Genomic DNA, 24,167 nt, shown 5'->3' on the forward strand with positions numbered 1-24,167 from the left:
GGCCGGACGATTCCGGCTACGACGCGTTATGCGTCTGACAGCTCCGAAAGATCGAACACATGACTGACTATAACGGCGTCTCTCCGGCGATCGCCAAGGCGTTGCAGAAGCGCGGCTATACCGAGCTCACCCCTGTCCAGAAGGCGATGCTCGATCCGGCGCTCGCAGCGTCTGACGCACTCGTTTCCGCACAAACCGGCTCGGGCAAGACCGTTGCATTCGGGCTAGCACTCTCACCGACGCTTCTGGGAAGCGCGAAGCGGTTTGGCCCCGCCGCCGCTCCCGTTGCCCTTGTGATCGCGCCGACGCGCGAACTGGCGCTGCAGGTGAAGCGCGAGTTGGAATGGCTTTATGAAGTGACTGGCGCCGTGATTGTCAGTTGCGTCGGCGGCATGGATATCCGCAGCGAGCGCCGCGCGCTGGAGCGTGGCGCCCATATCGTCGTCGGCACGCCGGGACGCCTCTGCGACCACATCCGTCGCAATGCGCTGGATATGAGCGAGCTGAAGGCCGCAGTGCTGGACGAGGCGGACGAGATGCTCGATCTCGGCTTCCGCGAAGATCTGGAATTCATCCTTGACGCGGCACCGGACGAGCGGCGTACGCTGATGTTTTCCGCCACCGTTCCCGCGGCCATCGCCAAGCTGGCGAAGAGCTATCAGCGTGATGCCGTGCGCATCAGCACGCAGGCGGAAGAAAAGCAGCATATCGATATCGAGTATCGCGCGCTTGCCGTCTCGCCGAGTGACCGCGAAAACGCGATCATCAACGTGCTGCGCTACTACGAAGCGCGCAATGCGATCGTTTTCTGTTCGACGCGTGCTGCCGTCAATCATCTCACGGCACGGTTCCACAACCGCAATTTCCACGTTGTGGCGCTGTCGGGCGAACTGACGCAGAACGAACGCAGCCACGCGCTGCAGGCAATGCGTGATGGACGGGCTCGCGTCTGCATCGCAACCGACGTTGCTGCACGCGGCATCGACCTGCCGGGCCTCGACCTCGTTGTGCATGCCGATCTGCCGACCAATCCGGAAACGCTGCTTCACCGCAGCGGCCGTACGGGCCGTGCGGGTCGCAAAGGTGTCAGCGCTCTGATCGTGCCGCTCAATGTTCGCCGCAAGGCAGAGCGGCTGCTCGACAATGCCGGCATCGCCGCCACCTGGGCGCGGCCGCCTTCCGTGGAAGAAGTGACGGAGCGTGATGACGAGCGGCTGCTGGCGGACCCGATCTTCGCCGACAAGCCGCAGGAGGAAGAGCAGGGGCTGGTGCAGAAGCTGATCGCCAGCCATGGCGCCGAGACGCTTGCCGCCGCTTTCGTGCGTCTTTACCGCGCCAACCAGTCGGCGCCGGAAGACCTGATCGAAGTTACGGTGCAGGACGATCGCGCCCGCAAGCGCCGCGACAATGGCGAGGGACGCGAATTCGCGCCGGCGCAGAAAGGGCCCCGCGATGATTTCGGCCCCAGCGTCTGGTTCTCAGTCTCCGTCGGCCGCAAGCAGAATGCCGAGCCGCGCTGGCTGATCCCGATGCTCTGCCGCGCCGGCAACGTGACCAAGCGGGAGATCGGCGCGATCAAGATGCAGCCGGATGAGACCTTCGTGGAAATCGCCGCTGACAGCGCTGAGAGCTTTCTCGGCGCCCTCGGCCCGAACAAGACAATGGAGCGCGGCATCCGGGTGGTGAAGCTGAACGGTACGCCCGATTTCAGCAAGCAGGCCAAGCCCGCCTACGCCAAGAAGCCGTTCGAAGACCGCGGCGAAGACCGTTTCCGCAGCGACAAGCCGAAGGGCAAGTTCGGGACGGACAGGCCCGTCGGCGCCGGGCGTCAGGACGACAAGCCCTGGACGAAGAAAGGCCCGAAGCCGAAATTCGAAGGCGCCAAATTCGAGGGCGGCAAGAACAGGTCCGAAGGTGCAAAATTCGACGGTCCCAAGTTCGATGGCCCCAAGTTCGATGGTGGCAAGGGCAAATTCACCAAGAAGAAAGACCGCTGAGGCGGGTCGCCGGCCGCACCAATAAGGTGATGCGGCCGGCAGGCCGCAGCGGTCTCAGATCTTGTCGCTTTGACCCGCTGCTGCGAGGATGAGATGGGCGACGGCGAGCGGCTGTGAAATCAGCGAAACGTGGCTGGCGTCGAGTTCGATCGTCGTTGCGTTCATACGCTTTGCCATGAAGCGTTCGAGATCCGGATTGATGGTGCGGTCGTTTTTCGAGACCGCGTACCAGGATGGCTTCGAGCGCCAGGCAGCGACGGTCGTCTTGGCGTTGAACAGTGTATCGGAAATGCGGCCCTGCACGGCATAAAGCGCCTTGGCGCGGGCAACCGGCAGATCGCCGGCGAAATCCCTGACGAAAGCTTCTTCACTCAACTGCGCATAACCGCCGTTGTGAACGAGGCCTGCACTTGCAGGCGGCGTCGGATACTGTTTGGCGAGCGCGGTATAATCCTCGCCGGCATCAGGGGCGCGGGCGGCGATATAGACGAGAGCCGTTACCTTGGGATCAACGCCGGCCTCGGTGACGAGCATGCCCGAATAGGAATGGCCGACGAGTACGGTCGGGCCGTCCATCAGCGCCAGGATACGCTTGGTCGCCTCGACGTCATCGGCAAATGAGGTGAGGGGGTTCTGCACGGCCATCACATTCAGGCCGGCAGCCTGGAGATGAGGGATGACGTCCAGCCAGCAGGATGCATCGGCATAGGCGCCATGGACGAGAACGACATTCTTCGCCTTGACGATATCGGCGGCCCGGCCGGCAGCCGGAAACATGCCGAGTGCGGCCCCTGCAACGAGCGCGGCCGAGAATGAGCGTCTGGTGATCGGTTGCATAACGTGTCCTCCGGCTTGTAGGAAATCTGGGGCGATGCCCTTCGGGATCGCCCGAGAAAAGTTAGCCCGAGACGTGGGCTTCCATAACTATACAAAGGTCCAGCGAGGTATTATGCCATCCAGCGGGGCCTGATAGCCTGTCACGACGAGGGCAATTGATACCAGATGAGACCGGTTTCAGCAGATGATCGTCTCGACCTGACGGCCTTCATCGAAGCGAACCTGCCGCTTGCGAGTGTTCCTTGCATCCCTAACGTAAGACTGCATATGGCGACACCGAGGAGCGGCCTCTATCGCCTTGCAATGGCTGATGATTCCGATCTGATGCCGCCTTACTGGGCCTATCCCTGGGCGGGCGGCGCCGTGCTTGCGCGCTATCTTTTCGACCATTCCGAAGAGGTGGCCGGCAAACATGTCGTCGACCTCGGCACCGGCTCCGGCCTCGTCGCCATCGCAGCGATGAAATGCGGTGCAGCCCATGTGCTCGCCATCGATATCGATGCGAAGGCGATTGCTGCGGCGCAGCTGAATGCCAATGCCAATGATGTCGTGATCGAGACGCGACTCGGCGACATCATCGAGGATGCCCCGCCTGTCGCCGACATAATCCTGGCCGGCGATATCTTTTATGACGAGGCCTTGGTGGAACGTGTTCTGCCTTTCCTTGAACGTTGCCGCACGGCCGGTCTCGATGTGCTCATCGGCGATCCGGGCAGGGCGTCTCTTCCTATGAGCTCCCTGCTGCAGATTGCGGACTATGCCGTGCCGGATTTTGGCGGAGCCAAGGGCAACTCGACCGCCAGTAGCGCGGTTTTCCGATTGAGGTGAAACGAGGCGAATGCCTCTCATCAAGCTACGTGGCGACACTTTGGCCTTGCACCAAAATAGATGACATGTCATCTATTGCTATCTCATCGATATTCCTATGACCGACGACAAGATCACAACCTCATTCGGGAGCCTCGTCTCCCAGACCGCGCGCTACTGGCGCCGGGTCGCGAACCTGCGCCTGCAGCCCTTCGGACTGACCGAAGCGACATGGCTGCCGCTGCTGCGCATCGCCCGTTCACCGACAGCAATGCACCAGAAAGAACTGGCCGCCTCGCTCTCGCTCGACAATTCATCTGTCGTGCGCCTGATCGACAATCTGGAGAAAGCCGGACTCGTCGAGCGGCGGGAAGGCGGGGACAGGCGGGCCAAGGAGATTCTGCTGACGGAGGAGGGCAGGAAGACCGTGGAGGAGGTAGAGCGCGTGGCACAAGGTATCCGCGAGGAGGCGCTTACTCTTCTCCCGCGCGAGGACATCGAAACCACATGGCGCGTGCTCGATCACATCAGCGACGTGCTTGCCCGGCAGCTTGAGGAGCCTGAACAGTGAACTCGCATCCCGGCCCGATAACCGAAGCCCGACCGCTTGGCGCAAAGCTTCACATACCGATCTGGCTGCTCGGGTTGATCACCTTCAGCGGCACGCTTGCCATGCATATTTTCGTGCCCGCTTTGCCGGCAGCGGCAACCGATCTCGGCGCATCGATCGGCGAAATGCAACTGACCGTCAGCCTCTACATCTTCGGTCTTGCCGTCGGCCAGCTTATCTACGGGCCGCTTTCGGACCGTTACGGGCGGCGGCCGGTACTGATGAGCGGGCTTGTGCTCTATACAATTGCCGGCGTTGCGGCGCTGGTTTCACCCGGCGTGCATGCGCTGATCGCAGCAAGGCTCTTTCAGGCCTTCGGCGGCTGCGCCGGTCTCGTGATTGCACGCGCCATCGTGCGCGACATGTCCAGTCCCGATGAAACGGCGAAGCGGCTTGCGATCATGAACCTGATGGTCACGGTCGGGCCGGGGCTTGCACCGATCGTCGGCGGCGCTCTTGCCGCCACGCTTGGCTGGCGCTCGATCTTCGTGGCGCTCTGCGTTCTCGGCATCGTTAACCTCCTGCTGACGTGGCGCAAGGTACCGGAAACCGGCACGCGCAATGTCGAGACCTCGGTGAAATCGCTGAGCCGCGATTATCTCGGCCTGCTCGCGTCGCGCTCCTTCGTCGGCTACGCCATCGGCGGCGGCTGCGCGACGACCTCCATGTATGCTTTCACGGCGTCTGCGCCCTTCATCGTCATCAACGAGCTCGGCCGTCCGGCAACCGAAGTCGGCATTTGTCTTGCGCTGCTGATCTTCGGCTACTGGATCGGCAGCATGATCGCCACACGGCTGATCGGCCGGTTTGCGATGAAGCGGCTGATGGTGATGTCCAACCTCGTCAGCATCGCGGCCGCGCTCGTCTTCTTCGGCTTTGCCGCTACCCACCATCTGACGCTGCTGCCGATGATGGCCTCGATCATGGTCTATACGGTCGGGGCGGGTGTAGCTTCGCCCAACGCGCTGACGCTCGCCGTCAGCGTCAATCCAAAGGTCACCGGTTCGGCTTCCGGCCTTTATGGCTTCACGCAGATGGCTATTGGAGCCGTCTGCAGCGCACTTTCCGGCATCGGCAGCGATCCCGGTCTTGCGGCTGCTACCGTCATTCTAGGCGCAAGCGTACTGGCTCAGATCTGCTTCTGGATCGCGGTGACTTCAGGAAATATCAGGCGAAGAGATCTGGCCGCAGAAGCATGACCGGGCAGATGGTTCCTGCCGGCAATTCCGGTGCATGCGGCGGGCGGATGATCAGGCAGTCCGAATGGGCGAAAGCCTTCATCATCGACGAATCCTGCTTGTCGAAGGGTTCGACCAACCATCCGCCGGCGGCCGATTTCGAAAGCTTCGCGCGCACGTAATCCTGGCGGTGATCATTGGCGCGCAGCGTCGCGGCGGCTTCCACCGTTATCTCCCGTTGGACAGCTGGCAGCGAGGCGAGCTTGCGGATCAGCGGCTCAAGGAAAAGCAGCGAGCAAACGAGGCTCGAGACCGGATTGCCGGGCAAGCCGAGCACCTGCGTCTTGCCGAAGCTGCCGACCATCAGCGGCTTGCCGGGGCGCATGGCGATGCGCCAGAAATCGAGCTCCATACCGGCTTCGATCAACGTGGCCTGCACCAGATCGTGGTCGCCTACGGAAGCCCCGCCGAGTGTCACGATCACGTCGACCTTGGCGTTACGCGCCTTGTCGATCGCCGTAGTGATCTGAGCCTTGTCGTCAGGCACTATGCCGAGATCGAGCACGTCGGCGCCGGCCCTGCGGGCAAGAGCTGTGATGCCAAGGGTATTGGATGCGATGATCTGCGACGGGCCCGGCGTGCTTCCGGGCGGCAGCAGTTCGTCGCCGGTCGCGAGGATCGCCATCAGCGGGCGACGCAACACCTCGACATCAGGCCGGTTCATGCCGGCGGCTACCGTCAGCCGCGAGAAATCGAGCACCGTACCGGCGGAGAGCACGGCCTCACCCTCGACGAAATCCTGGCCGCGGGGGCGAACATGCTGGTTCTGCCGTACGGGAAAATTCGTTCTGATCCCGCCTTCGATCTTTTCCGCATCCTCCTGCAGCAGGACACTATCGGCACCCGAAGGAACAGGCGCGCCGGTGAAGATGCGAACGGCCTCCCCCTGACCGACACTTCCCTCGAAGCCATGTCCGGCAGACGATGTACCGATGACCTTCAGCACCGCGCCGGGCTCTGGCGCGTCCTCGCGGCGCAGCGCATAGCCATCCATGGCGGAGGAATTGAAGGGCGGTTGCGTCAGGCCAGCCGTCAGATCAACGGCGAGAACACGGCCTTCGGCCTCGGCAAGGGGCAGCGTTTCGGATGCCGTGACGGGATTTGCGCTGGAGAGCAGGCGGCTCAGGGCCTCGGCGACCGGCAGAAGGTTCATCTCGCCTCCGGATGGCGGAAATCGCCGGATTTGCCCCCGGATTTTTCCAGCAGCCTGATGCCACCGATTTCCATTGCCTTGTCGACAGCCTTGGCCATGTCGTAGATCGTCAAGCACGCGACCGAGACGGCGGTCAGCGCCTCCATCTCCACACCGGTCTTGCCACTGAGTTTTGCGGTTGCGGTAACGCGCAGGCCGGGCAGGGCGGCGTCTTCCTCGATCTCGACCGTGACCTTGGTCAGCATCAGCGGATGACAGAGCGGTATGAGGTCGGCGGTACGCTTGGCGGCCATGATGCCGGCAAGGCGAGCAGTGCCGATCACATCGCCCTTTTTCGCATTGCCTTCGCGGATCAGCGCCAATGTTTCCGCTGCCATCTTCACATGCCCCTCGGCGGTGGCGATGCGCACCGTTTCGGCCTTGTCCGAGACATCGACCATATGCGCCTCGCCGGACGCGCCGATATGGGTGAGGCCGGGTTTTGCGCCGCTCATATCATTCGGCCGCGATGGCGGCTTCACCAAACAGCAGCGCGCGGGTGGCGGCCGTCACGTCGTCCTTGCGCATCAGGCTTTCGCCGACGAGGAAAGTGTTGATCCTGACGGCTTGCAGGCGTTTGCAATCCTCATGGGTGAAGATGCCGCTCTCGCCGACCAGAAGCCGGTCATCCGGGGCCATGGCTGCCAACGTTTCGCTCACCGTAAGACTGACTTCGAAGGTGCGCAGGTTGCGATTGTTGATGCCGACGAGCGGCGAAGACAGCTTCAGGGCACGTTCCATTTCCGGCGTATCATGAACCTCGACCAGCACGTCCATGCCGAGCGAGAAGGCCTCGTCCTGCAGGCGCTGCGCGTCGTCATCCGTCAGCGAGGCCATGATGAGCAGGATGCAATCAGCACCCCAGGCGCGGGCTTCGTGGACCTGGTAGGTCTCGAACATGAAATCCTTGCGCAGCGCGGGCAGGGCACAGGCAGCACGCGCGGCCGTCAGAAATTCCGGCGCGCCCTGGAAGCTCGGCGTATCGGTGAGAACCGAAAGGCAGGCGGCGCCACCGGCTTCATAGGCTTTGGCGAGCGCAGGCGGATCGAAATCCGGACGGATCAGCCCCTTGGACGGGCTTGCCTTCTTGATTTCGGCGATCAGGCCGAACTGGCCGGCATCGCGCTTGGCGACGAGCGCCTTGTGGAAGCCGCGCGGCGCGGACTGCCCGGCCTGTATGGCTTTCAGATCGGCAAGCGAGGTCTTTGCCTTGGCGGCAGCGATTTCCTCACGCTTATAGGCTTCGATCTTCTTCAGGATATCGGTCATGAGGCAATCCTAGTCGATATCGTTGGATACGGCGATCAGTTTGTCGAGCGCTGCGGCCGTGGCCCCGCTATCCAGCGATTCCGTTGCGAGCTTCATGCCGTCACGGATCGTCCCGGCCTTGCCTGCAATGACGAGGGAGGCGGCGGCATTAGCGAGCGCTATATCGCGATAGGCATTCTTTGCGCCACCGAGCACATTGCGAAGCGCGGCGGCATTGACCGTGCCGTCGCCCCCCCTGATATCGGCGAGCACGCAGGGCGTTACGCCGAAATCGGCCGGCGACAGCTCAAAGGTGCGGATCTGGCCGTTCTCGAGTGCAGCAACGCTGGTCTTACCGGTCGTGGTGATTTCATCGAGGCCATCGCCGTGGACAACCCAGACACTTTCGGAGCCGAGATCGCGCATGACTTCGGCAAGCGGCACGACCCATTGCGGCGCGAAGACACCGAGAAGCTGCCGCTTGACACCAGCCGGATTCGAGAGCGGCCCAAGCAGGTTGAAAATGGTGCGTGTACCGAGTTCGACGCGCGTTGGGCCGACATGGCGCATGGCCGAATGATGCTGCTGCGCGAACATGAAGCCGACGCCGGCCTCGGCAATGCAGCGCGAGATCATCTCCGGGGTGACTTCGAGATTGACGCCGAGGGCGGCAAGGCTGTCGGCAGCGCCGGATTTGGAGCTGAGCGCGCGGTTGCCGTGCTTGGCAACCGGAACACCCGCGCCGGCGACGATAAGCGCCGCCAGCGTCGAGATGTTATAGGTGCCACTGGCATCGCCGCCTGTGCCGACGATATCGATCGCGTCGGCGGGCGCTTCCACCCGCAGCATCTTGGACCGCATCGTGGTGACGGCGCCGACGATCTCGTCAACCGTCTCGCCGCGGACGCGCAGCGCCATCAGGAAGCCGCCGATCTGCGAAGGCGTTGCCTGTCCGGACATCAGGATATCGAAGGCCTGGCGGGCCTCGTCACGGGTCAGTGGCTCGCGGCTTGCTGCCTTGGCCAGAAGCGGCTTCAGATCGGTCATGCGTCGCTTCTCCCTAGCGGACGGTTGCCTGTTCGGCGAGAGTCCGGTTGACCTCTGCACCATACTGGCTCTGCAACAGGTTGACCATCTGATCGAGAATATCGTCACCGGCCTGATTTGCGATGGTGGCGATCTGCTGGTCGCGGTTGTTCAAGGCATCGGTCGTCGGCTCTTCGTTGACGTCGGTCACCTTCAGCAGGATCTGCGTGCTCGGATCGGCGCCGACGGCCGTTGCGACGGTATCTACAGGACCGGAGAATGCGGCATTGACGCCGGCGCGGCCGAGAACGGGATCGTCGGTCGAGCGGGTAACGCCGCTCTTGCTTTCGACGGCGATGCCGAGCGGGGTGGCGATATCGGCAAGCGAGGTACCCTTCTGCGCCTGAGCCTTCAGCTCGTCGGCCTTCTTGGCGAGCTCGGCCTTCTGCTGCTCGGCTGTCCAGTCCTGAACGGCCTTGTCACGCACTTCGGCGAGCGGACGATCGCGATCCGGCATGACGTCGCGCACGTCGAACCAGACATAGCCGTCATTGCCGAGGGAAATTGCGACCGCATCAGCGCCGACATCGGTCTTGAAAGCTTCCGGCAGAAGCTGCTGCTGTGCCGGGATATCCTTGAGCGGATTGCCGTCCTTGTCCGCACCCGTCATGTCGACGGCGTCGATGACGACGGCCTTCAGCTTGAGTTGGTTGGCGATTTCTTCAAGAGAGGTGCCGCCGGCGCGCATATCCTCGATACGGTCGTGAACGTTGATGACTTCCTGCGAAGCATTGGCAACCGAAAGCTGCTTGCGAAGCTCTTCCTTCACCTCGTCGAAGCTCTTGGTGGTCTCCGGCTTGATATTGGTCACGCGCAGGATCACAGGACCGAAGGTACCGTCGACGACAGCCGTGGTACCGCCATCCGCCTTCACCGCAAAGGCAGCCTCGGCAACGGCCTGATCGGGAACCTTGTCCTTGGTGAATTCACCAAGCAGCACGTCACTTGCGGTCTTGCCCTGATCGGTGACGAGCTGGTCGAAGCTCGTGCCGCTCTTCAGCGCGGTTTCGGCTGCATTGGCGAGATCCTTGCTGGCGAAGGTCAGCTGTTCCAGGGTGCGGCTTTCCGGCGTCGTATAAGCCGCCTTGGCCTTGTCGAAAGCTTCCTTGATCTGGTCGTCGGTAACGGTCGTGGGATCAGCGATATCATCAGGCTGAAGCTTCAGATAGGCGATCTTGCGGTATTCCGGCGCGCGGTAGCGCTGTTTGGCGTCTTCGAACCACTTGGAGAGCACATCGACGGCTGGCGCCTTGATCGGCTCGATATTGGCGTTGGTGAGCAGCAGGTAATCGACGCTGCGGCTCTCATTGCCATAGAGTTTCAGCGCGTTGACGAGCGTTGCAGGCGCCTGGAAGCCGTTGGCTACGGCTTCGATGATCTGGCTGCGGACAGCCTGCTTGCTGCGATCCTTGATATAGTCGTCTTCCCGGATGCCGGCATTGCGCAGACGAGAGGTGAAGAGCGAGCGGTCGAACTGGCCGTTGACTGCCTTGAAAGCCGGATCGTCGCCGATCAGCTGGGCAAGGCGGTCTTCGGAAAGGCCGAGACCCATATCATCGGCAAGCTGGTCCAGCGAGGCACCGGCCAGAAGCTGGGCAAGCACCTGCTGTTCAACGCCGAAAGCGCGGGCCTGCTCGGGCGTCAGGCGCACGCCATATTGCTGGCCGAGTTGGGCGACCTGGCGCTGATAGGCAAGGCGGAATTCATTGACGTCCACATGCTGGTCGCCGACGGTGACCACCGTCGTGCTATTGCCGCCGCTTATCAGCTCTCGCGATACGCCCCAGATGCCGAAGGAGCCGACGAGCAGGAGCAGGAGCAGCTTGGCAACCCAGGTCTGAGCAGCTCTTCTCAGAAGATGGAACATGGAAACGCAAACCTCGCATTATCATTGGCCCAGAAGGGCAGACATTCGTCGTTCCATAAAACAAAGCTGCGAGGAAATGAAGGCTTCTCGCATGAAAAGCTTGCGGGACTTGCACACGCTCTCGCCAACCCGCCGCAAGCGACAAAAGATGCTTGGTTGCGGAACCTTTACAGTCTTCATTTCGTTGAAGCGGCATTCGATCAAACAGGAGCAGACCATGGCCGAATTGAAAACCGCTTCCGCCGAATCCACCGCTGCGCGCGTCAAGGCCGAAGTAGCCGCCGAAGATCTGTCCGCGCAGGTTGCTGCGTTGCGCGATGATCTGGCCCGCCTTTCGGAGAGCGTGATTGCGCTGGGGCAGGGCGCAAAGACCGCAGTGACCGACGAAGCCTCCATCATGACCGAGCGTGTCCGCGACAAGGTGCGTGAAGAGCCGCTGACCGCAATCGCCATTACAGCAGGCGTCGCCTATCTCTTTGGTCTCCTCAGCCGTCGATAGACGAAAAAAGCCGGACGCAGGACGTCCGGCCTTTAATCTTTTTTGGCAATCTTTTCCGTGTCAGGTCAGCGGCGGATGAGGCGTCCGATCGCAATCAGGATGCATGCGCCAACAAAGCCCGTGATCAGGTATCCGAGCCAGCCGCTGAGTGGCTGGATGTGAAGGATACCGAGAATCCAGTTGGCGACGATCGCGCCTATGATGCCAAGCAATATGTTCATGAACACGCCCATATTGCTGTGCATGACCTTCTCCGCCAGCCATCCGGCGAAACCGCCGATAATGATGGCTGCAATCCAACCTACACCTGCGTTTTCCATGATAATCTCCCTCCTGGTTAAAACGTGGGATAGAACGCGCGCAATCGAAAAAAGTTCCGGTATGGCAGCGGCTTAGCGCTGTCAGGGATGAAGTAATGTAACCGGCGCGGAAAACGCATGAGCCGCGATCTGAAACATCAGTCCTGAAAAGGCCAGTGCGGCAAAACCGGCCGGCACCAGCAAACTCTTCGTGAACATCAAATCCTCCCGTTGTTGGGAGCAAGCATAATTCATCGCCTTAACTGCGCAAGCTGCTTATTAATAAGTAGTTAAGCATGAAGTTTAAGTAAAATTTTCACGACGCAACATGCATTACACCTAATATTAAATCATCTGGAACCGGAGCTTTCTCAATTTGCATTAGCAAAGGAGAGGCTTTGGTCGATACCACCTCCACGGCTCTTGCCTCATGGCTAACTCGGCCGAAAAAGCGAGCAGCGTACTGAGACGAAATATCAGCTGGCCATAAGGCCGATGGACATAGAAAGCTATCTATTCGGCAAGTCGCGCGACCCTCTGCCCGATGGCGAGCGAAGCGGTCAGTCCGGGGCTCTCAATTCCGTAGAGCGCCACATAGGCGGGGTGACCAGTTTGCTCCGGCCCTTGGATCACGAAGTCACCACCACCGCCCGCAGCCGGGCCGGCGATCTTCGGACGGACGCCCGAGTAGGCAGGCTGTAGCGCACCATCCACCAGATTGGGCCAATAGCGGCGGATTGCGGAATAGAACTTGTCCGCACGACTGGGATCGACGTCGTAGTCAATCGTCTCGATCCACTCGACATCAGGACCGAAGCGCGCCTGGCCAGCAAGGTCGAGTGTCAGATGCACCCCGAGACCGCCGGGTTCGGGGACCGGGTAGATCAGCTGCGTTGCAGGTGCGCGGCCAGTCAGGGCAAAATAACATCCCTTGGCGTAGTGACGCGGCGGGATGGTGCTGGCGTCCAGCCCGGACAGGCTTTCTGACAAGGCCCAGGAATTCAGGCCAGCGGCATTGATCACAAGGCGTGTCTCGATCTCTACCGGATCGCGGCCGCCGACTGCGAGGCGAACCTTGTCCGCAGTGAATTCACCTTCGATGACAGGAGAATTGCAGATAACGGCTCCGCCATTAGCCTCGATATCCGCAGTGTATGCCTGCATGAGGCCGTGACTGTCGATGATGCCGGTCGAGGGAGAAACAAGCGCCGCAAAGCCTCTAATCTGTGGTTGCCTGCGGGCGAGTTCCGCAGTATCGATCAGATAGCAATCCTCCACGCCATTGGCGGCGGCCTGCCTGGATAGCTTTTCAAGATATCCGACTTCCTCCTCACTCGCAGCGACGACGAGTTTGCCACAGGCTCTATGGAGGATATTTCGCTCCCGGCAATAGTCGTAAAGCCTGTGTTTTCCGGAAACGCAGAGTTCAGCCTTCAAGCTGCCGGTGGCATAGTAGAGCCCGGCATGGATGACTTCACTGTTGCGGGCCGATGTGATGCTGCCGGTTATCGGCTCCGCCTCGAGAAGAACCACGTCGCGGCCGGACATTGCAAGTTCGCGCGCTATTGCAAGCCCCACGACCCCTCCGCCCACGACGACGCAGTCGAGGTCCAGCATCTCCGCCATGCAATTCCCCTCTCATCCTCCAACTGCGCCATTGAACTCGCCGTTTTGGAGAGCTCAGACAACGCAATCCAGCTTTTAGGTATCGTTCGGGCGAACCTATCCCAAATCAAGAGGATGATGAAATACGATTCGATGCATTTAGCCTGGATCATCTTCGTCGGCGCGAGCGACGCGGAAATTCGGCTTCAGAAGGATAAATAACTGATAATTTCAACGATTTATGGCGGAAGAGGTGGGATTCGAACCCACGGTACGGTTTCCCGCACGCCGGTTTTCAAGACCGGTTCCTTAAACCACTCGGACACTCTTCCATCCAGTTGATCCGGCTCGTCTTTGTTGTCAGGCCTTCGTTTTGACGAAGCCTCCTTCCAACGACGGCCAAATCGTGGTTTGGCAGGCTTTATAGCGGTTCGGATTTCAGCGTCAACGTGCTCTGACAGATCGGGCGGCAATTGAGCAGATAAACTGCTTCAATATGTTCTGACGCGGGGCAGGGCGGTCATGTCCGCCGAAAGTTGCTGTCACGAGCCGAAACGGTCCAACATGCGGAAATACATTCGCGATTTCATTCCCGCACAGATTAAAATCAACCAAATATTAACCATAACCATTAGAATTCTCGCTATCGCCCCGAAATTGTTCGCAAATTAGCCACGATATCCACAAGATTAAAGTCTCGTTAGGCAGGCAGGGAATAAGGCAACTCCAACTCATTCACGAATGAGTTCCTTAACCATAAAACGGTCTTGAGTGGCGTGGGGCATATGAAACTGAATTACGGGGCGGCGTCTTTCGCAACGACGGCACGGTGGCTGGCATTGTCGGCCATGTGCGCAACAGTGGCGGCCTGCGGCACGACGCAGGCGGTTCCCAAGAAGAAATCCCACGGCAAGGAATATTTCTCCGAAAGCGAATATGGCGTCAAAGCCAGCCCGCGCGTTGCCAACGGCAACAATATTCCCAAGGGCGGCGGCCGCTACATCGTGGGCGATCCCTATGTGGTGAAGGGCAAGATGTATTACCCCAGGGAGGATTACTCCTATAACAAAGTGGGCATCGCTTCCTGGTACGGCTCTGCCTTCCACGGCCGCCTGACGGCGAATGGCGAAGTCTACGACCAGATGCATCTTTCAGCCGCGCATCCGACCTTTCCACTGCCGAGCTATGCGCGTGTGACGAACGTCGAAACCGGTTCTTCCGTGATCGTCCGCGTCAACGACCGTGGGCCCTATCACGAAGGTCGCATCATCGACCTTTCGAACAAGACCGCCTCCATGCTCGACCTGCAGCACAGCGGCACGGGCAATGTTCGCGTGCAATATGTCGGAAAGGCGCCGCTCGACGGTCACGACATGCCCTATCTGATGGCCTCCTATATTCCGAAGGGTAGCCGCATCCCGGGCATCAATCCGGGCGGGGGCCAGATCGCCTCCGGCGTCATGGTCGCCTCCAACAACAAGAAAATCACCGGCGACCAACTCCAGAGCCTCGGCGATTACTCCAGTCCTTCGCCGGCCAACGTGCCGGTACCATTCCGCTCGACTGCCTATGCGGGCTCCACGCCGAGCGCCAAGTATAATGCGGCTCCAGTTCCTGCGCCGATGCAGGCGCCGGCAGGCGGCCATTTCCTGACGCCGCCGCCGGCCTTCACCAATGGCGCTCAGACGATGGAACAGATGGTGGTTCTGCCGGAAATCGGACCCATTCCCTTTGAGCGTCCGAATGGCTGGTCGAAGGGCACATCGCTTGCCATGGGCTATCAGGAGGAGGCGAGGACAGTCAACGTTCCGCTCGCTTTCGACGCTGTGATGGTACGCAATGATGGCCTGACGCAGGAGTCTATCCTCGCCTCCTTCAAGCGTCAGAATGGCGGCAGCGCAAAGGTGCGATGAAAGCCTACAACAAAGTGTAATTGCATCGGCTTCCGGCTCGCTTTACCCTCCTGAATCAACCCGCACGATCAATGGGATTAGCGATGTTGAAGCCGCTGCTTCGCCTCCTTGCATGCCTGCTTTTGCCTGCTTCTGCAGCCTTTGCCGCAGAAGGCACCGAGGCCGGTTTCGTCACCAAGGCCGCGCAGGCCTATATGATCGAGGCCTCGACCGGGACTGTGCTTCTCGCCAAGAACGAGAACCAGGTCTTTGCGCCTGCCTCGCTTGCCAAGCTGATGACGATGGATCTCGTTTTCAGTGCCGTCAGCAAGGGACAGATTTCGCTCGATACCGAATATCCCGTCTCCGAATATGCCTGGCGTACCGGCGGCGCGCCTTCGCGTGCGGCCACGATGTTTGCAGCGCTGAAATCGAAGGTTCGCGTCGAGGATCTGATCAAGGGCGTTGCGATCCAGGGCGCCAATGACGGCTGCATCATCCTTGCCGAGGGCATGGCCGGCAGCGAGGACCAGTTTGCGGCATCGATGACCCGGCGCGCTCGCGAGCTTGGCATGGAAAAGGCTATCTTCGGCAATTCAACCGGGATTCCCGACGGCAAGAGCAAGGTGACGGCTAGGGAGTTGGTGACGCTCGCCGTCGATCTGCAGGCTTCCTATCCCGATCTCTATCCCTATTTTGCCCAAGCGGATTTCGAATGGAACAAGATCTTCCAGCGCAACCGCAATCCGCTGCTCGGCATGGATCTCGGCGCTGACGGGCTGGCGACGGGCTTTACGGAAGGCGAGGGCTATTCGATCGTCGCCTCGGTGCAGCGCAACGGACGGCGGCTTTTAGTGGCGCTTGCAGGCATCGCCTCGGACAAGGAACGGACAGAAGAAGCCAAGCGCGTGCTGGAATGGGGGCTGACAGCCTTCGAGAGCCGTCAGGTCTTTGCCGACAAGGAAGTCATCGGTGCTGCAAGCGTTTATGGCGGTACGGCGCGCACCGTTGATCTCGTCGCCAAGGCACCGGTCAGCGTCTATGTTCCGATTAACAATCCAGACCGGCTCGCAGCCCGCATCGTCTACCACTGGCCGCTGATGGCGCCGGTGAAGGCCGACACGGAAGTCGGCACGCTGCGCATCGTTTCCGGCAACAGGATGTTGCGCGAAGTGCCACTCTATACAGTGCAATCGGTGGAGGTTGGATCGCTCACCAGCCGGGCGGTCGACGCGCTGCTGGAGCTTGGCGAATCGCTGTTCTTCTCATGGCTCTGGGACAAGTCCGAGCAGAGCTGAGATCCTTTTTGCCCGCGGATTTTGCCGCAATTTGCCGGGGAAGGTGAATATGTCGCCGCGGCAAAAGGTTTCGTTCCGCACCATCTTCGGATAGATAGAGGCAGAGCGTGGCGCTCAGAATGCGGGAAAGTATCATTGTCGTCCGGTACAGGATTGTTCGTTACGTTTGAAGGCGGAGAGGGGGCTGGGAAGTCCACGCAGATCCGCCGTCTTGCCGAGGCCCTTAAAGCCGAAGGCCATGACGTGCTGTTGACCCGGGAGCCTGGGGGCTCGCCGGGCGCCGAAGCGGTGCGCCATGTGCTGCTTTCGGGCGCTGCGGAAGCCTTTGGCACCCGCATGGAAGCGATCCTCTTTGCCGCCGCCCGCAACGATCACGTGGAAGAAGTCATCCGGCCGGCGCTTTACAAGGGCAAGATCGTGCTCTGCGACCGCTTCATGGATTCCTCGCGCGTCTATCAGGGCGTTACCGGCAACCTGGAGCCAGAATTCATCGAGACGCTGCAGCGGATCGCCATCAACGGCGTGATGCCTGATTGTACGCTGATCCTCGATATTCCGGCCAAGCTGGGGCTGGAGCGCGTTATCAAGCGAAACGCCGACGGCCCTGATCGTTTCGAGAAGGAAACGCTCGAAACGCACGAGAAGCGCCGCGAAGCCTATCTCGATATCGCCGCGCGCGAGCCGGAACGCTGCCATGTCGTCAACGCCACGCAGCCGGAAGAGGCGATTGCCGCGGAGATCCTCACCATAGTCAGGCAGTTGCTGAAACCATCAGCCGAAGCGCGGATGCCGGAAGCGGCGCATCATGAGTGAGGACAGGCCCGGACTGCTCGACGGCGCCATCTGGCCGGCCGAGAACACTAAGCTCTTCGGCCATGAAGATGCTGAGGATTTCCTGGCGCAGTTCTACCGCTCCGGCAAAGGCCATCATGCAATCCTGATCGAAGGGCCTGAGGGGATCGGCAAGGCGACATTGGCCTTCCGCTTCGCCAATCATGTTCTGTCGCATCCCGATCCGGCCACCGCGCCGGACCGCATCGCCGATCCGGATCTCGGATCTGCCATCAGCAGGCAGATTGCCTCAGGCGCCTCGCACAATCTCCTGCATCTTGCCAGACCCGTGGATGAGAAGACCGGGAAGGTGAAATCGGCGATTACTGTCGATGAGGTACGCCGGGCCGGCAAGTTCTTCTCGCAGACCTCGGGCACCGGCAACTGGCGCATTGTCATCATCGACCCTGCCGACGACATGAACCGGAATGCGGCAAACGCCATCCTGAAGATCCTCGAGGAGCCGCCGAAGCGGGCGATGTTCCTCGTTCTGTCGCATGCGCCGGGAAAGCTACTGCCGACGATCCGGTCACGCTGCCTGCCGCTGAAGCTTGCACCCCTTGACGATGGTGCGCTGGTTTCAGCACTTGCCCATCTCGGCATTCAGGGGGAGGGGCAGGCGCTGCTTTCCGCCGCAAAGGGCAGCGTCGGTGAGGCGCTGAAACTGCTGAACTACGGCGGCGGTGAGATCATTCAGGCCTATAACGACGTTCTGTCCTCCGAGGGGCCGGCGGCACGCAAGGCCATGCACCGGCTTGCGGATGCGCTTTCGGGCAAGGAAGCCGATACGATCTTCGATTTCTTCGTCAGCCATGTAGGCGATGACATCATGAACCGCGCGCGCCTTGCTGCGGGCGAGGGGCAGATTGCGGCGGCCGAACGTCTGGCGCGGCTCTATTCCGAAATCACCGAGAAGCTGACCGTCTCCGACGCTTACAATCTCGACCGCAAGCAGACGATCATGGAAGTGCTTTCCGAGATCAAGCAGCCGCGCGCCTGATCAGCCGGCCAGCAGTTTCCAGGCAACCACGGCGAGCGTGACGGCCAGTACGATGCGGATAGTGCGCTCGTGCAGTTTCGGCGCAAGCAGGCTGCCGACAATGATGCCGGGAATGGAGCCGACCAGCAGGGCAAGCAGCATTGCCCAGTCGATCTCGCCGATGAACCAGTATCCCATGCCGCCGATCAGGGTGAGCGGCACCGCATGGACGATATCCGAGCCGACGATCTCGCGCACGTCGAGGCGGGGGTAGAGGATGAGCAGGATCGTCACGCCCAAGGCGCCGGCGCCGACCGACGTCAAGGTGACGAGCACGCCGAGCACAACGCCCAGACCGACGGTGAAGACTGCGATGGTCGCCGGTTTCGGCGGCATGCGCTCGCCGATGGCACGGCCGGCAAATTCAAGGATCTGGCCGCGGAAAACCAGCATGATCGCGGTCATGACCAGAAGCCAGCCGAGCGCGGTGGTGATGGTATTCGTGACGCCAATACTTTTTCGGTCGACGCCGGCCATCAGCCAGAGCATCGAAAGCGCGGCAGGGACGCTGCCGGCCGCAAGACTGCCGACGATCTTCCAGTTGACGCGGCCATGCATGCCGTGAACAGCCGTGCCGGCCGTTTTGGTGATTGCTGCGTAGAGAAGATCGGTTCCGACGGCCGTCGCCGGATGGACACCGAAAAGGAGCACGAGCAGGGGCGTCATCAGCGAACCACCGCCAACGCCGGTGATACCGACCAGCGCTCCTACGACAAGACCGGACAGGGAATAGAGAGGCTCGAACGTCAAATACGCGCCTCCGACGGCGCGAGGCCATGACTATTGCGATCGATGAAAAATAGCACTTCGCTTTTTGTCCCGCCCTCTTGCCGGACAAGGGGTAGATTGCGCCAGAACGCGAGTCAAGTTCCTCACCGCGCGCCCCTGAAATCGTAGGCGGCTGCCAAACTTGATGTTTCGCTTGTGCGAGACATGCGCTAATAGCGGCTGACGATTTTTATAGAGTAAGCCGGAATTGGCCGCCATGACAGACAAGACCCCCTTCTACATTACGACCGCGATTTCCTATCCCAACGGCAAGCCGCATATCGGCCATGCCTATGAGCTGATCGCGACCGACGCCATGGCACGCTACCAGCGCCTCGACGGCAAGGATGTCTTCTTCCTGACGGGGACCGACGAGCACGGCCAGAAGATGCAGCAGACGGCGCGTGCCGAAGGCATCACGCCACAGGCGCTTGCCGACCGCAATTCCGGCGAATTCCAGGCGATGGCGAAGCTGCTCAATGCGTCGAACGACGACTTCATCCGCACCACGCAGGAACGTCACCACGAGACTTCTCGGAACATCTGGAACCTGATGGCCGCAAATGGCGACATCTACAAGGATTCCTATGCTGGCTGGTACTCGGTGCGAGACGAAGCCTATTACCAGGAAAACGAGACCGAGCTGCGAGCCGATGGTGTGCGCTATGGGCCTCAGGGCACGCCTGTCGAATGGGTGGAAGAGGCGAGCTACTTCTTCAAGCTCTCGGAGTACCAGGACCGGCTGCTGAAGCATTACGAGGAAAACCCCGATTTCATCGGTCCGGCCGAACGCCGCAACGAGGTGATCTCCTTCGTCAAGTCCGGTCTCAAGGATCTCTCGGTCTCGCGTACGACCTTCGACTGGGGTATCAAGGTACCGAATGACCCTGATCATGTCATGTACGTGTGGGTCGATGCACTGACGAACTACATTACCGCAACCGGCTATATCGAAGACCGCAACGGACCGCGAGCGAAATACTGGCCTGCCGATGTGCATATCATCGGCAAGGACATCATCCGCTTTCACGCCGTCTACTGGCCGGCCTTCCTGATGTCGGCAAAGCTGCCGCTGCCGAAGCGCGTCTTTGCTCACGGCTTCCTGCTCAACAAGGGCGAGAAGATGTCGAAGTCGCTCGGCAACGTCGTCGATCCGGTCAATCTGGTGAACCATTTCGGCCTCGACCAGGTGCGTTACTTCTTCCTGCGCGAAGTCTCCTTCGGCCAAGACGGCAGCTACAGCGAAGAGGCGATCGGCACGCGCATCAATTCCGACCTCGCCAACGGCATTGGCAACCTTGCCAGCCGGTCGTTGTCGATGATCGTCAAGAATTGCGATGGCCAGATTCCGGAATGCGGACCGCTGACCGATGAGGACAAGGCGATGCTGGCACAGGCCGATGCATTGCACGCTTCCACGCGCGACGACATGGGCAAGCAGCTCATCCACCGCGCGCTGGCCTCGATCATCGCCGTGGTCTCCGAGACCGACCGCTATTTCGCCGGCCAGGAGCCTTGGGCGCTGAAGAAGTCCGATCCGGCGCGCATGGGCACGGTGCTCTATGTCACTGCCGAAGTGGTACGCCAGATCGCCATCCTGCTGCAGCCCTTCATGCCGGAATCGTCCGGCAAGCTGCTCGACCTGGTGGCTGCGCCGGCCGACAAGCGCGACTTCGCAGCGCTTGGCGAAGCCGGCCGTCTGGTGCCGGGAACGCCGCTCGAAGCGCCGAAGCCGGTCTTCCCGCGCTACGTGGCTCCGGAGGCTTAAGGCCGTGCTGATCGATACGCATTGCCATCTGGACTTTGCCGATTTCGAGGCGGAACGCGACGAAGTAGTGGCGCGCGCCCATGCGTCGGGCGTGGCGCAGATGGTGACGATCTGCACCCGCGTGCGCAAGCTCGACGGGCTGCTCGGCATCACTGAAAAATATCCCTCCGTTTTCTGCTCGGTCGGCACGCATCCCAACAATGCGGGTGACGAACTGGATATCCAGACGGAAGATTTGGTACGGCTCGCGAATGGCCATCAGAAGGTCGTCGCGATCGGCGAGGCCGGTCTCGATTATTTCTACGATACGCAGAAGCCCGAAGACCAGCAGACGGGCTTTCGTCGCCACATTGCCGCGGCACGGGAAACGCAGCTTCCGCTCGTCATCCATAGCCGCAGCGCTGATGCCGACATGGCTGCGATCCTGACCGAGGAAACAGGGAAGGGGGCCTTCCCCTTCATTCTGCATTGCTTCTCGGCCGGCCCGGAGCTGGCGAAGACGGGCGTCGAGCTCGGCGGCTATATTTCCTTTTCGGGTATTCTCACTTTCCCGAAGTCGGAAGAGCTGCGCGACATCGCCAAGACCATTCCGCACAACCGGTTGCTCGTCGAAACGGATGCGCCGTATCTCGCGCCGAAGCGCTGGCGCGGCAAGCGCAACGAGCCATCTTACGTGGTGAATACGGCCGAGGTACTGGCCGATACGATCGGCCTTCCTTACGAGGAGGTCGCGCGGATCACCACCGACAATGCGTTCAGGCTGTTTTCGAAGATGCCGAGGATCTAGCGGCGTGGCACGACGGCAGCGGTTCACCATTCTCGGCTGTTCGTCGTCACCCGGCGTGCCGCGCATCACCGGCGACTGGGGCGCCTGCAATCCGGACAATCCAAAGAACAGAAGAACACGCGCTGCCTTTATGGTGCAGCAGTTTTCTGATGATGGCGCTGCAACGACCGTCGTCATCGATACGGGGCCGGATTTTCGTGAGCAGATGATCATGGCAGGGGTCGACCATGTCGACGCGGTCCTCTACACCCATCCGCATGCAGACCATATCCACGGCATCGACGATCTGCGTGGTTATTTTCACAATACCCGCCGGCGCGTGCCGATCTTCGCTGACCAGTTCACCATGAGCCGGCTGCGCGATGCCTTCGGCTATTGCCTGGAGACGCCGCCGGGCAGCAATTATCCGCCAATCGTGCTGCCGATCGTGATCGAGGATCTGGAAGAGCCCATTGAAATCCACGGGCCAGGCGGAACGATCGCCTTCATGCCGCATCTGCAGCAGCATGGTGACATCCATTCGCTCGGTTTCCGCATCGGCGATGTGGCCTATTGCAGCGATATCAGCGACTTCCCGCCGCAGACGGTGGAGAGGCTGCAGAACCTCGACATGCTGATCATCGACGCCCTGCAATATGCCTATCATCCCAGCCATCTCTCGCTGGAACAGTCACTGGACTGGATCGAGCGGCTAAGACCGAAGCGGGCGATCCTGACGCATATGCACACGCCGCTCGACTATGATGTAGTCATGGCGCAAACGCCGGATCATGTGGTGCCGGCGTTCGACCAGATGAGCTTCCAAGTCGAGGTTTAGCTGCCGATAAATGGAGCAACCTCGAGGTATCCGCGATGGATCATGTCGAGCGCGACATAGAGAATGATCAACAGGCCGACATAGGCGATCCAGCGATGTTTGTTGAGCAGGCGGGCGATAAAGTTCGCGGCGATGCCCATCAGCGCAATGGAAAGACCGAGGCCTAGCACCAGCACGCTCGGGTGTTCGCGAGCGGCGCCGGCAACGGCAAGAACATTGTCCAGCGACATGGAAACGTCGGCGATGACGATCTGTGTCGCAGCCTGGAAGAAGGTCTTCCTCGGCGCAGCTGCGCCAGCCTCGGCCGCATGTTCTTCGCCATGGCCGGCACGCAGCTCGCGCCACATCTTCCAGCAGACCCAGAGCAGCAGCAAGCCGCCGGCCAGCAGAAGGCCGACAATCGCCAGAAGATAGACTGCGACAGAGGCGAACAGGATGCGGAGCACCGTTGCCGCCAGAATGCCGACAATGATTGCCTTGCGGCGCTGCGTGGCTTCCAGGCCGGCAGCAGCAAGGCCGATGACGACGGCGTTGTCGCCGGCGAGAACAAGGTCGATAGCAATGACCTGCAGCAGGGCCGTCACACCGGCCGCTGTGAAAATATCCATATTGAATTACCCCCGGATATGCTTCGAGCGTGCTAGCGTCTTGAGGGTTTTCCGTCAACCGGTGAAGGGATGCGTTGACGACTGCGTCCACGGTCATGCCGTGTAATCCGGGCGGATGTGATCGATGCGGTGTCCCGCATGGACGGATCGATGTAGATTATGGAACGATTCTTTTCTTCGATCCGCAGGCCCATGGAAACTTCGCTTTATCTGCCCGTCAAAGGCTTTCTCGAAAAGGCAGGTTACGTCGTCAAGGGCGAAGTCGGCGGCTGCGATCTGGTTGGCCTGAGTGACGACGATCCGCCTGTGGTGGTGGTCTGCGAGCTGAAGCTCAGCTTCAATCTCGAACTCATCCTGCAAGCAGTCGATCGCGCGGCTGTCTCTGACGAGGTCTGGATCGCGGGCCGGGTTTCCGCCAAGGGTAAAGGCCGGGAAGCCGACAAACGCTACCGCGATCTCTGCCGCAGGCTCGGCATCGGCATGCTCGGCATTTCGGATAGCGGCGACGTCAGCGTGATCGTCGGCTCCGTATCGCCGATGCCACGGACCAATCCGAAGCGCCGGTCGCGGCTGATGCGCGAGCACCAGAAACGCCGCGGCGACCCGGCGCTCGGCGGCAGCACGCGCACACCGCTCATGACGGCATATCGCCAGCAGGCGCTTGGCTGCGCTGCGGCGCTGGCATCTGGGCCGTTGCGTGTGCGTGACATCAGATCCGGTGTACCGGAGGCCGGCAAGATCCTGCTGTCCAACGTCTATGGCTGGTTCGAACGACTCGACAGAGGCGTCTATGGCTTGACGGATGCTGGACGGGAAGCGCTGCAGCGGTGGCCACAGCCGGAGATGCAGGCGGCGCAGTAGTGGGTGCGGTTTAGGGTACGGCTTTTAGTTCCATAACCTATCTTATGCGATCTTTGTGTGTAGTGGGGTACATTCTATTTCCAAGTGCGACATGCCAGTAATTTCAATGGCTTCACTTTGGAGATTTTGGCATGTCGCTTTGCTATCAGCAGTTCACCCTCGCCGATCGTCGCCGTCTTTATCACCTCAGAGAGCGAAAGGTGCCAGTTGGCG

Annotated in this window: 23 protein-coding genes and 1 tRNA gene; 13 read left to right on the top strand and 11 right to left on the bottom strand. The window is 60.7% G+C overall.

Going from position 1 to position 24,167, the window contains the following annotated elements; all coding sequences use genetic code 11:
- Positions 1-59: 59 nt before the first annotated feature.
- Complete coding sequence (locus tag AB4Z13_RS04105) at positions 60-1,997, top strand: DEAD/DEAH box helicase (RefSeq protein WP_442205873.1); 1,938 nt, start codon at positions 60-62, stop codon at positions 1,995-1,997.
- 54 nt (positions 1,998-2,051) lie between these two features.
- Here AB4Z13_RS04105 and AB4Z13_RS04110 read toward each other — a convergent pair whose 3' ends face one another.
- Positions 2,052-2,834, bottom strand: a complete 783-nt coding sequence (locus AB4Z13_RS04110; RefSeq protein ID WP_442205874.1) for an alpha/beta fold hydrolase — start codon at positions 2,832-2,834, stop codon at positions 2,052-2,054.
- 165 nt (positions 2,835-2,999) lie between these two features.
- On the opposite strand from AB4Z13_RS04110, the gene AB4Z13_RS04115 reads away from it, so the two are divergent.
- The 3 genes from AB4Z13_RS04115 (at position 3,000) to AB4Z13_RS04125 (ending at position 5,450) form a co-directional block, all read left to right on the top strand.
- Positions 3,000-3,662 carry a class I SAM-dependent methyltransferase gene (locus AB4Z13_RS04115; RefSeq protein ID WP_442205875.1) on the top strand — a complete coding sequence of 221 codons (663 nt, stop codon included), beginning with the start codon at positions 3,000-3,002 and terminating at the stop codon, positions 3,660-3,662.
- A gap of 97 nt (positions 3,663-3,759) precedes the next feature.
- Entirely contained in the window at positions 3,760-4,212 is a 453-nt protein-coding gene (locus AB4Z13_RS04120) for a MarR family winged helix-turn-helix transcriptional regulator (RefSeq protein ID WP_439014990.1), read from the top strand.
- Positions 4,209-5,450 (top strand): multidrug effflux MFS transporter, encoded by a 1,242-nt coding sequence (locus AB4Z13_RS04125; protein WP_439014989.1) that lies wholly within the window; start codon positions 4,209-4,211, stop codon positions 5,448-5,450. The genes AB4Z13_RS04120 and AB4Z13_RS04125 overlap by 4 nt, the downstream gene beginning before the upstream one ends.
- On the opposite strand, the gene AB4Z13_RS04130 is transcribed toward AB4Z13_RS04125, so the two are convergent.
- The 5 genes from AB4Z13_RS04130 to AB4Z13_RS04150 are packed head-to-tail and all read right to left on the bottom strand — an operon-like array spanning position 5,419 to position 10,882.
- Positions 5,419-6,642 carry a molybdopterin molybdotransferase MoeA gene (locus tag AB4Z13_RS04130; protein WP_442205876.1) on the bottom strand — a complete coding sequence of 408 codons (1,224 nt, stop codon included), beginning with the start codon at positions 6,640-6,642 and terminating at the stop codon, positions 5,419-5,421. The two genes, AB4Z13_RS04125 and AB4Z13_RS04130, sit on opposite strands and share 32 nt — an antisense overlap.
- Complete coding sequence (gene moaC, locus AB4Z13_RS04135; protein ID WP_442205877.1) at positions 6,639-7,136, bottom strand: cyclic pyranopterin monophosphate synthase MoaC; 498 nt, start codon at positions 7,134-7,136, stop codon at positions 6,639-6,641. Before moaC ends, AB4Z13_RS04130 begins: the two co-directional genes overlap by 4 nt.
- A gap of 1 nt (position 7,137) precedes the next feature.
- Positions 7,138-7,950, bottom strand: coding sequence for an indole-3-glycerol phosphate synthase TrpC (gene trpC / locus AB4Z13_RS04140; protein ID WP_442205878.1), 813 nt, complete (start codon positions 7,948-7,950; stop codon positions 7,138-7,140).
- 9 nt (positions 7,951-7,959) lie between these two features.
- Positions 7,960-8,976, bottom strand: a complete 1,017-nt coding sequence (trpD, locus tag AB4Z13_RS04145; RefSeq protein WP_442205879.1) for an anthranilate phosphoribosyltransferase — start codon at positions 8,974-8,976, stop codon at positions 7,960-7,962.
- 13 nt (positions 8,977-8,989) lie between these two features.
- Positions 8,990-10,882 (bottom strand): SurA N-terminal domain-containing protein, encoded by a 1,893-nt coding sequence (locus AB4Z13_RS04150; protein ID WP_442205880.1) that lies wholly within the window; start codon positions 10,880-10,882, stop codon positions 8,990-8,992.
- Positions 10,883-11,099: 217 nt separating this feature from the next.
- On the opposite strand from AB4Z13_RS04150, the gene AB4Z13_RS04155 reads away from it, so the two are divergent.
- Complete coding sequence (locus AB4Z13_RS04155; protein WP_113319955.1) at positions 11,100-11,381, top strand: hypothetical protein; 282 nt, start codon at positions 11,100-11,102, stop codon at positions 11,379-11,381.
- A gap of 65 nt (positions 11,382-11,446) precedes the next feature.
- Here the strand turns inward: AB4Z13_RS04155 and AB4Z13_RS04160 are convergent, their stop codons facing one another.
- The 3 genes from AB4Z13_RS04160 to AB4Z13_RS04170 all read right to left on the bottom strand — a co-directional run bounded on the left by AB4Z13_RS04160 (position 11,447) and on the right by AB4Z13_RS04170 (position 13,617).
- Positions 11,447-11,701: a GlsB/YeaQ/YmgE family stress response membrane protein gene (locus AB4Z13_RS04160; RefSeq protein ID WP_037102415.1), complete on the bottom strand. Its 255-nt coding sequence runs from the start codon at positions 11,699-11,701 to the stop codon at positions 11,447-11,449.
- Between the two features lie 492 nt (positions 11,702-12,193).
- The gene (locus tag AB4Z13_RS04165) at positions 12,194-13,306 is read right to left on the bottom strand and encodes an NAD(P)/FAD-dependent oxidoreductase (RefSeq protein ID WP_442205881.1); all 1,113 of its coding nucleotides are present in this window, start codon (positions 13,304-13,306) and stop codon (positions 12,194-12,196) included.
- A gap of 221 nt (positions 13,307-13,527) precedes the next feature.
- Positions 13,528-13,617: transfer RNA gene (locus AB4Z13_RS04170), tRNA-Ser, on the bottom strand.
- A 453-nt stretch (positions 13,618-14,070) separates the two neighbouring features.
- Here AB4Z13_RS04170 and AB4Z13_RS04175 point away from each other — a divergent pair.
- From AB4Z13_RS04175 to AB4Z13_RS04190, 4 genes are all read left to right on the top strand, one after another.
- Positions 14,071-15,198, top strand: coding sequence for a septal ring lytic transglycosylase RlpA family protein (locus AB4Z13_RS04175; RefSeq protein WP_113319946.1), 1,128 nt, complete (start codon positions 14,071-14,073; stop codon positions 15,196-15,198).
- 83 nt (positions 15,199-15,281) lie between these two features.
- Positions 15,282-16,475: a D-alanyl-D-alanine carboxypeptidase family protein gene (locus tag AB4Z13_RS04180; protein ID WP_442205882.1), complete on the top strand. Its 1,194-nt coding sequence runs from the start codon at positions 15,282-15,284 to the stop codon at positions 16,473-16,475.
- A 135-nt stretch (positions 16,476-16,610) separates the two neighbouring features.
- Complete coding sequence (tmk, locus tag AB4Z13_RS04185; RefSeq protein ID WP_439014974.1) at positions 16,611-17,288, top strand: dTMP kinase; 678 nt, start codon at positions 16,611-16,613, stop codon at positions 17,286-17,288.
- Positions 17,281-18,306 (top strand): DNA polymerase III subunit delta', encoded by a 1,026-nt coding sequence (locus tag AB4Z13_RS04190; protein WP_442205883.1) that lies wholly within the window; start codon positions 17,281-17,283, stop codon positions 18,304-18,306. Before tmk ends, AB4Z13_RS04190 begins: the two co-directional genes overlap by 8 nt.
- Here AB4Z13_RS04190 and AB4Z13_RS04195 read toward each other — a convergent pair whose 3' ends face one another.
- Positions 18,307-19,095 (bottom strand): sulfite exporter TauE/SafE family protein, encoded by a 789-nt coding sequence (locus AB4Z13_RS04195; RefSeq protein WP_442205884.1) that lies wholly within the window; start codon positions 19,093-19,095, stop codon positions 18,307-18,309.
- A 235-nt stretch (positions 19,096-19,330) separates the two neighbouring features.
- Between AB4Z13_RS04195 and metG the strand changes: the two genes are divergently transcribed.
- From metG to AB4Z13_RS04210, 3 genes are read left to right on the top strand one after another with little or no spacing between them, the layout of a single operon-like run.
- The gene (gene metG, locus AB4Z13_RS04200; RefSeq protein WP_442205885.1) at positions 19,331-20,881 is read left to right on the top strand and encodes a methionine--tRNA ligase; all 1,551 of its coding nucleotides are present in this window, start codon (positions 19,331-19,333) and stop codon (positions 20,879-20,881) included.
- A gap of 4 nt (positions 20,882-20,885) precedes the next feature.
- Positions 20,886-21,668 carry a TatD family hydrolase gene (locus tag AB4Z13_RS04205; RefSeq protein ID WP_442205886.1) on the top strand — a complete coding sequence of 261 codons (783 nt, stop codon included), beginning with the start codon at positions 20,886-20,888 and terminating at the stop codon, positions 21,666-21,668.
- 4 nt (positions 21,669-21,672) lie between these two features.
- Positions 21,673-22,485: an MBL fold metallo-hydrolase gene (locus tag AB4Z13_RS04210; protein ID WP_442205887.1), complete on the top strand. Its 813-nt coding sequence runs from the start codon at positions 21,673-21,675 to the stop codon at positions 22,483-22,485.
- On the opposite strand, the gene AB4Z13_RS04215 is transcribed toward AB4Z13_RS04210, so the two are convergent.
- The gene (locus AB4Z13_RS04215; protein WP_439014965.1) at positions 22,482-23,093 is read right to left on the bottom strand and encodes a TerC family protein; all 612 of its coding nucleotides are present in this window, start codon (positions 23,091-23,093) and stop codon (positions 22,482-22,484) included. The genes AB4Z13_RS04210 and AB4Z13_RS04215 overlap by 4 nt on opposite strands.
- Positions 23,094-23,285: 192 nt before the next feature.
- Here AB4Z13_RS04215 and AB4Z13_RS04220 point away from each other — a divergent pair, with 192 nt between their 5' ends.
- A complete protein-coding gene (locus AB4Z13_RS04220) occupies positions 23,286-23,954 on the top strand; it encodes a DUF2161 domain-containing phosphodiesterase (RefSeq protein ID WP_442205888.1) in 669 nt (222 codons plus the stop codon).
- Positions 23,955-24,167 lie beyond the last annotated feature (213 nt).

Origin of the sequence: Rhizobium sp. YAF28, from assembly GCF_052113285.1 — a bacterium.
In the GTDB taxonomy this organism is placed as follows: Bacteria; Pseudomonadota; Alphaproteobacteria; order Rhizobiales; family Rhizobiaceae; genus Rhizobium.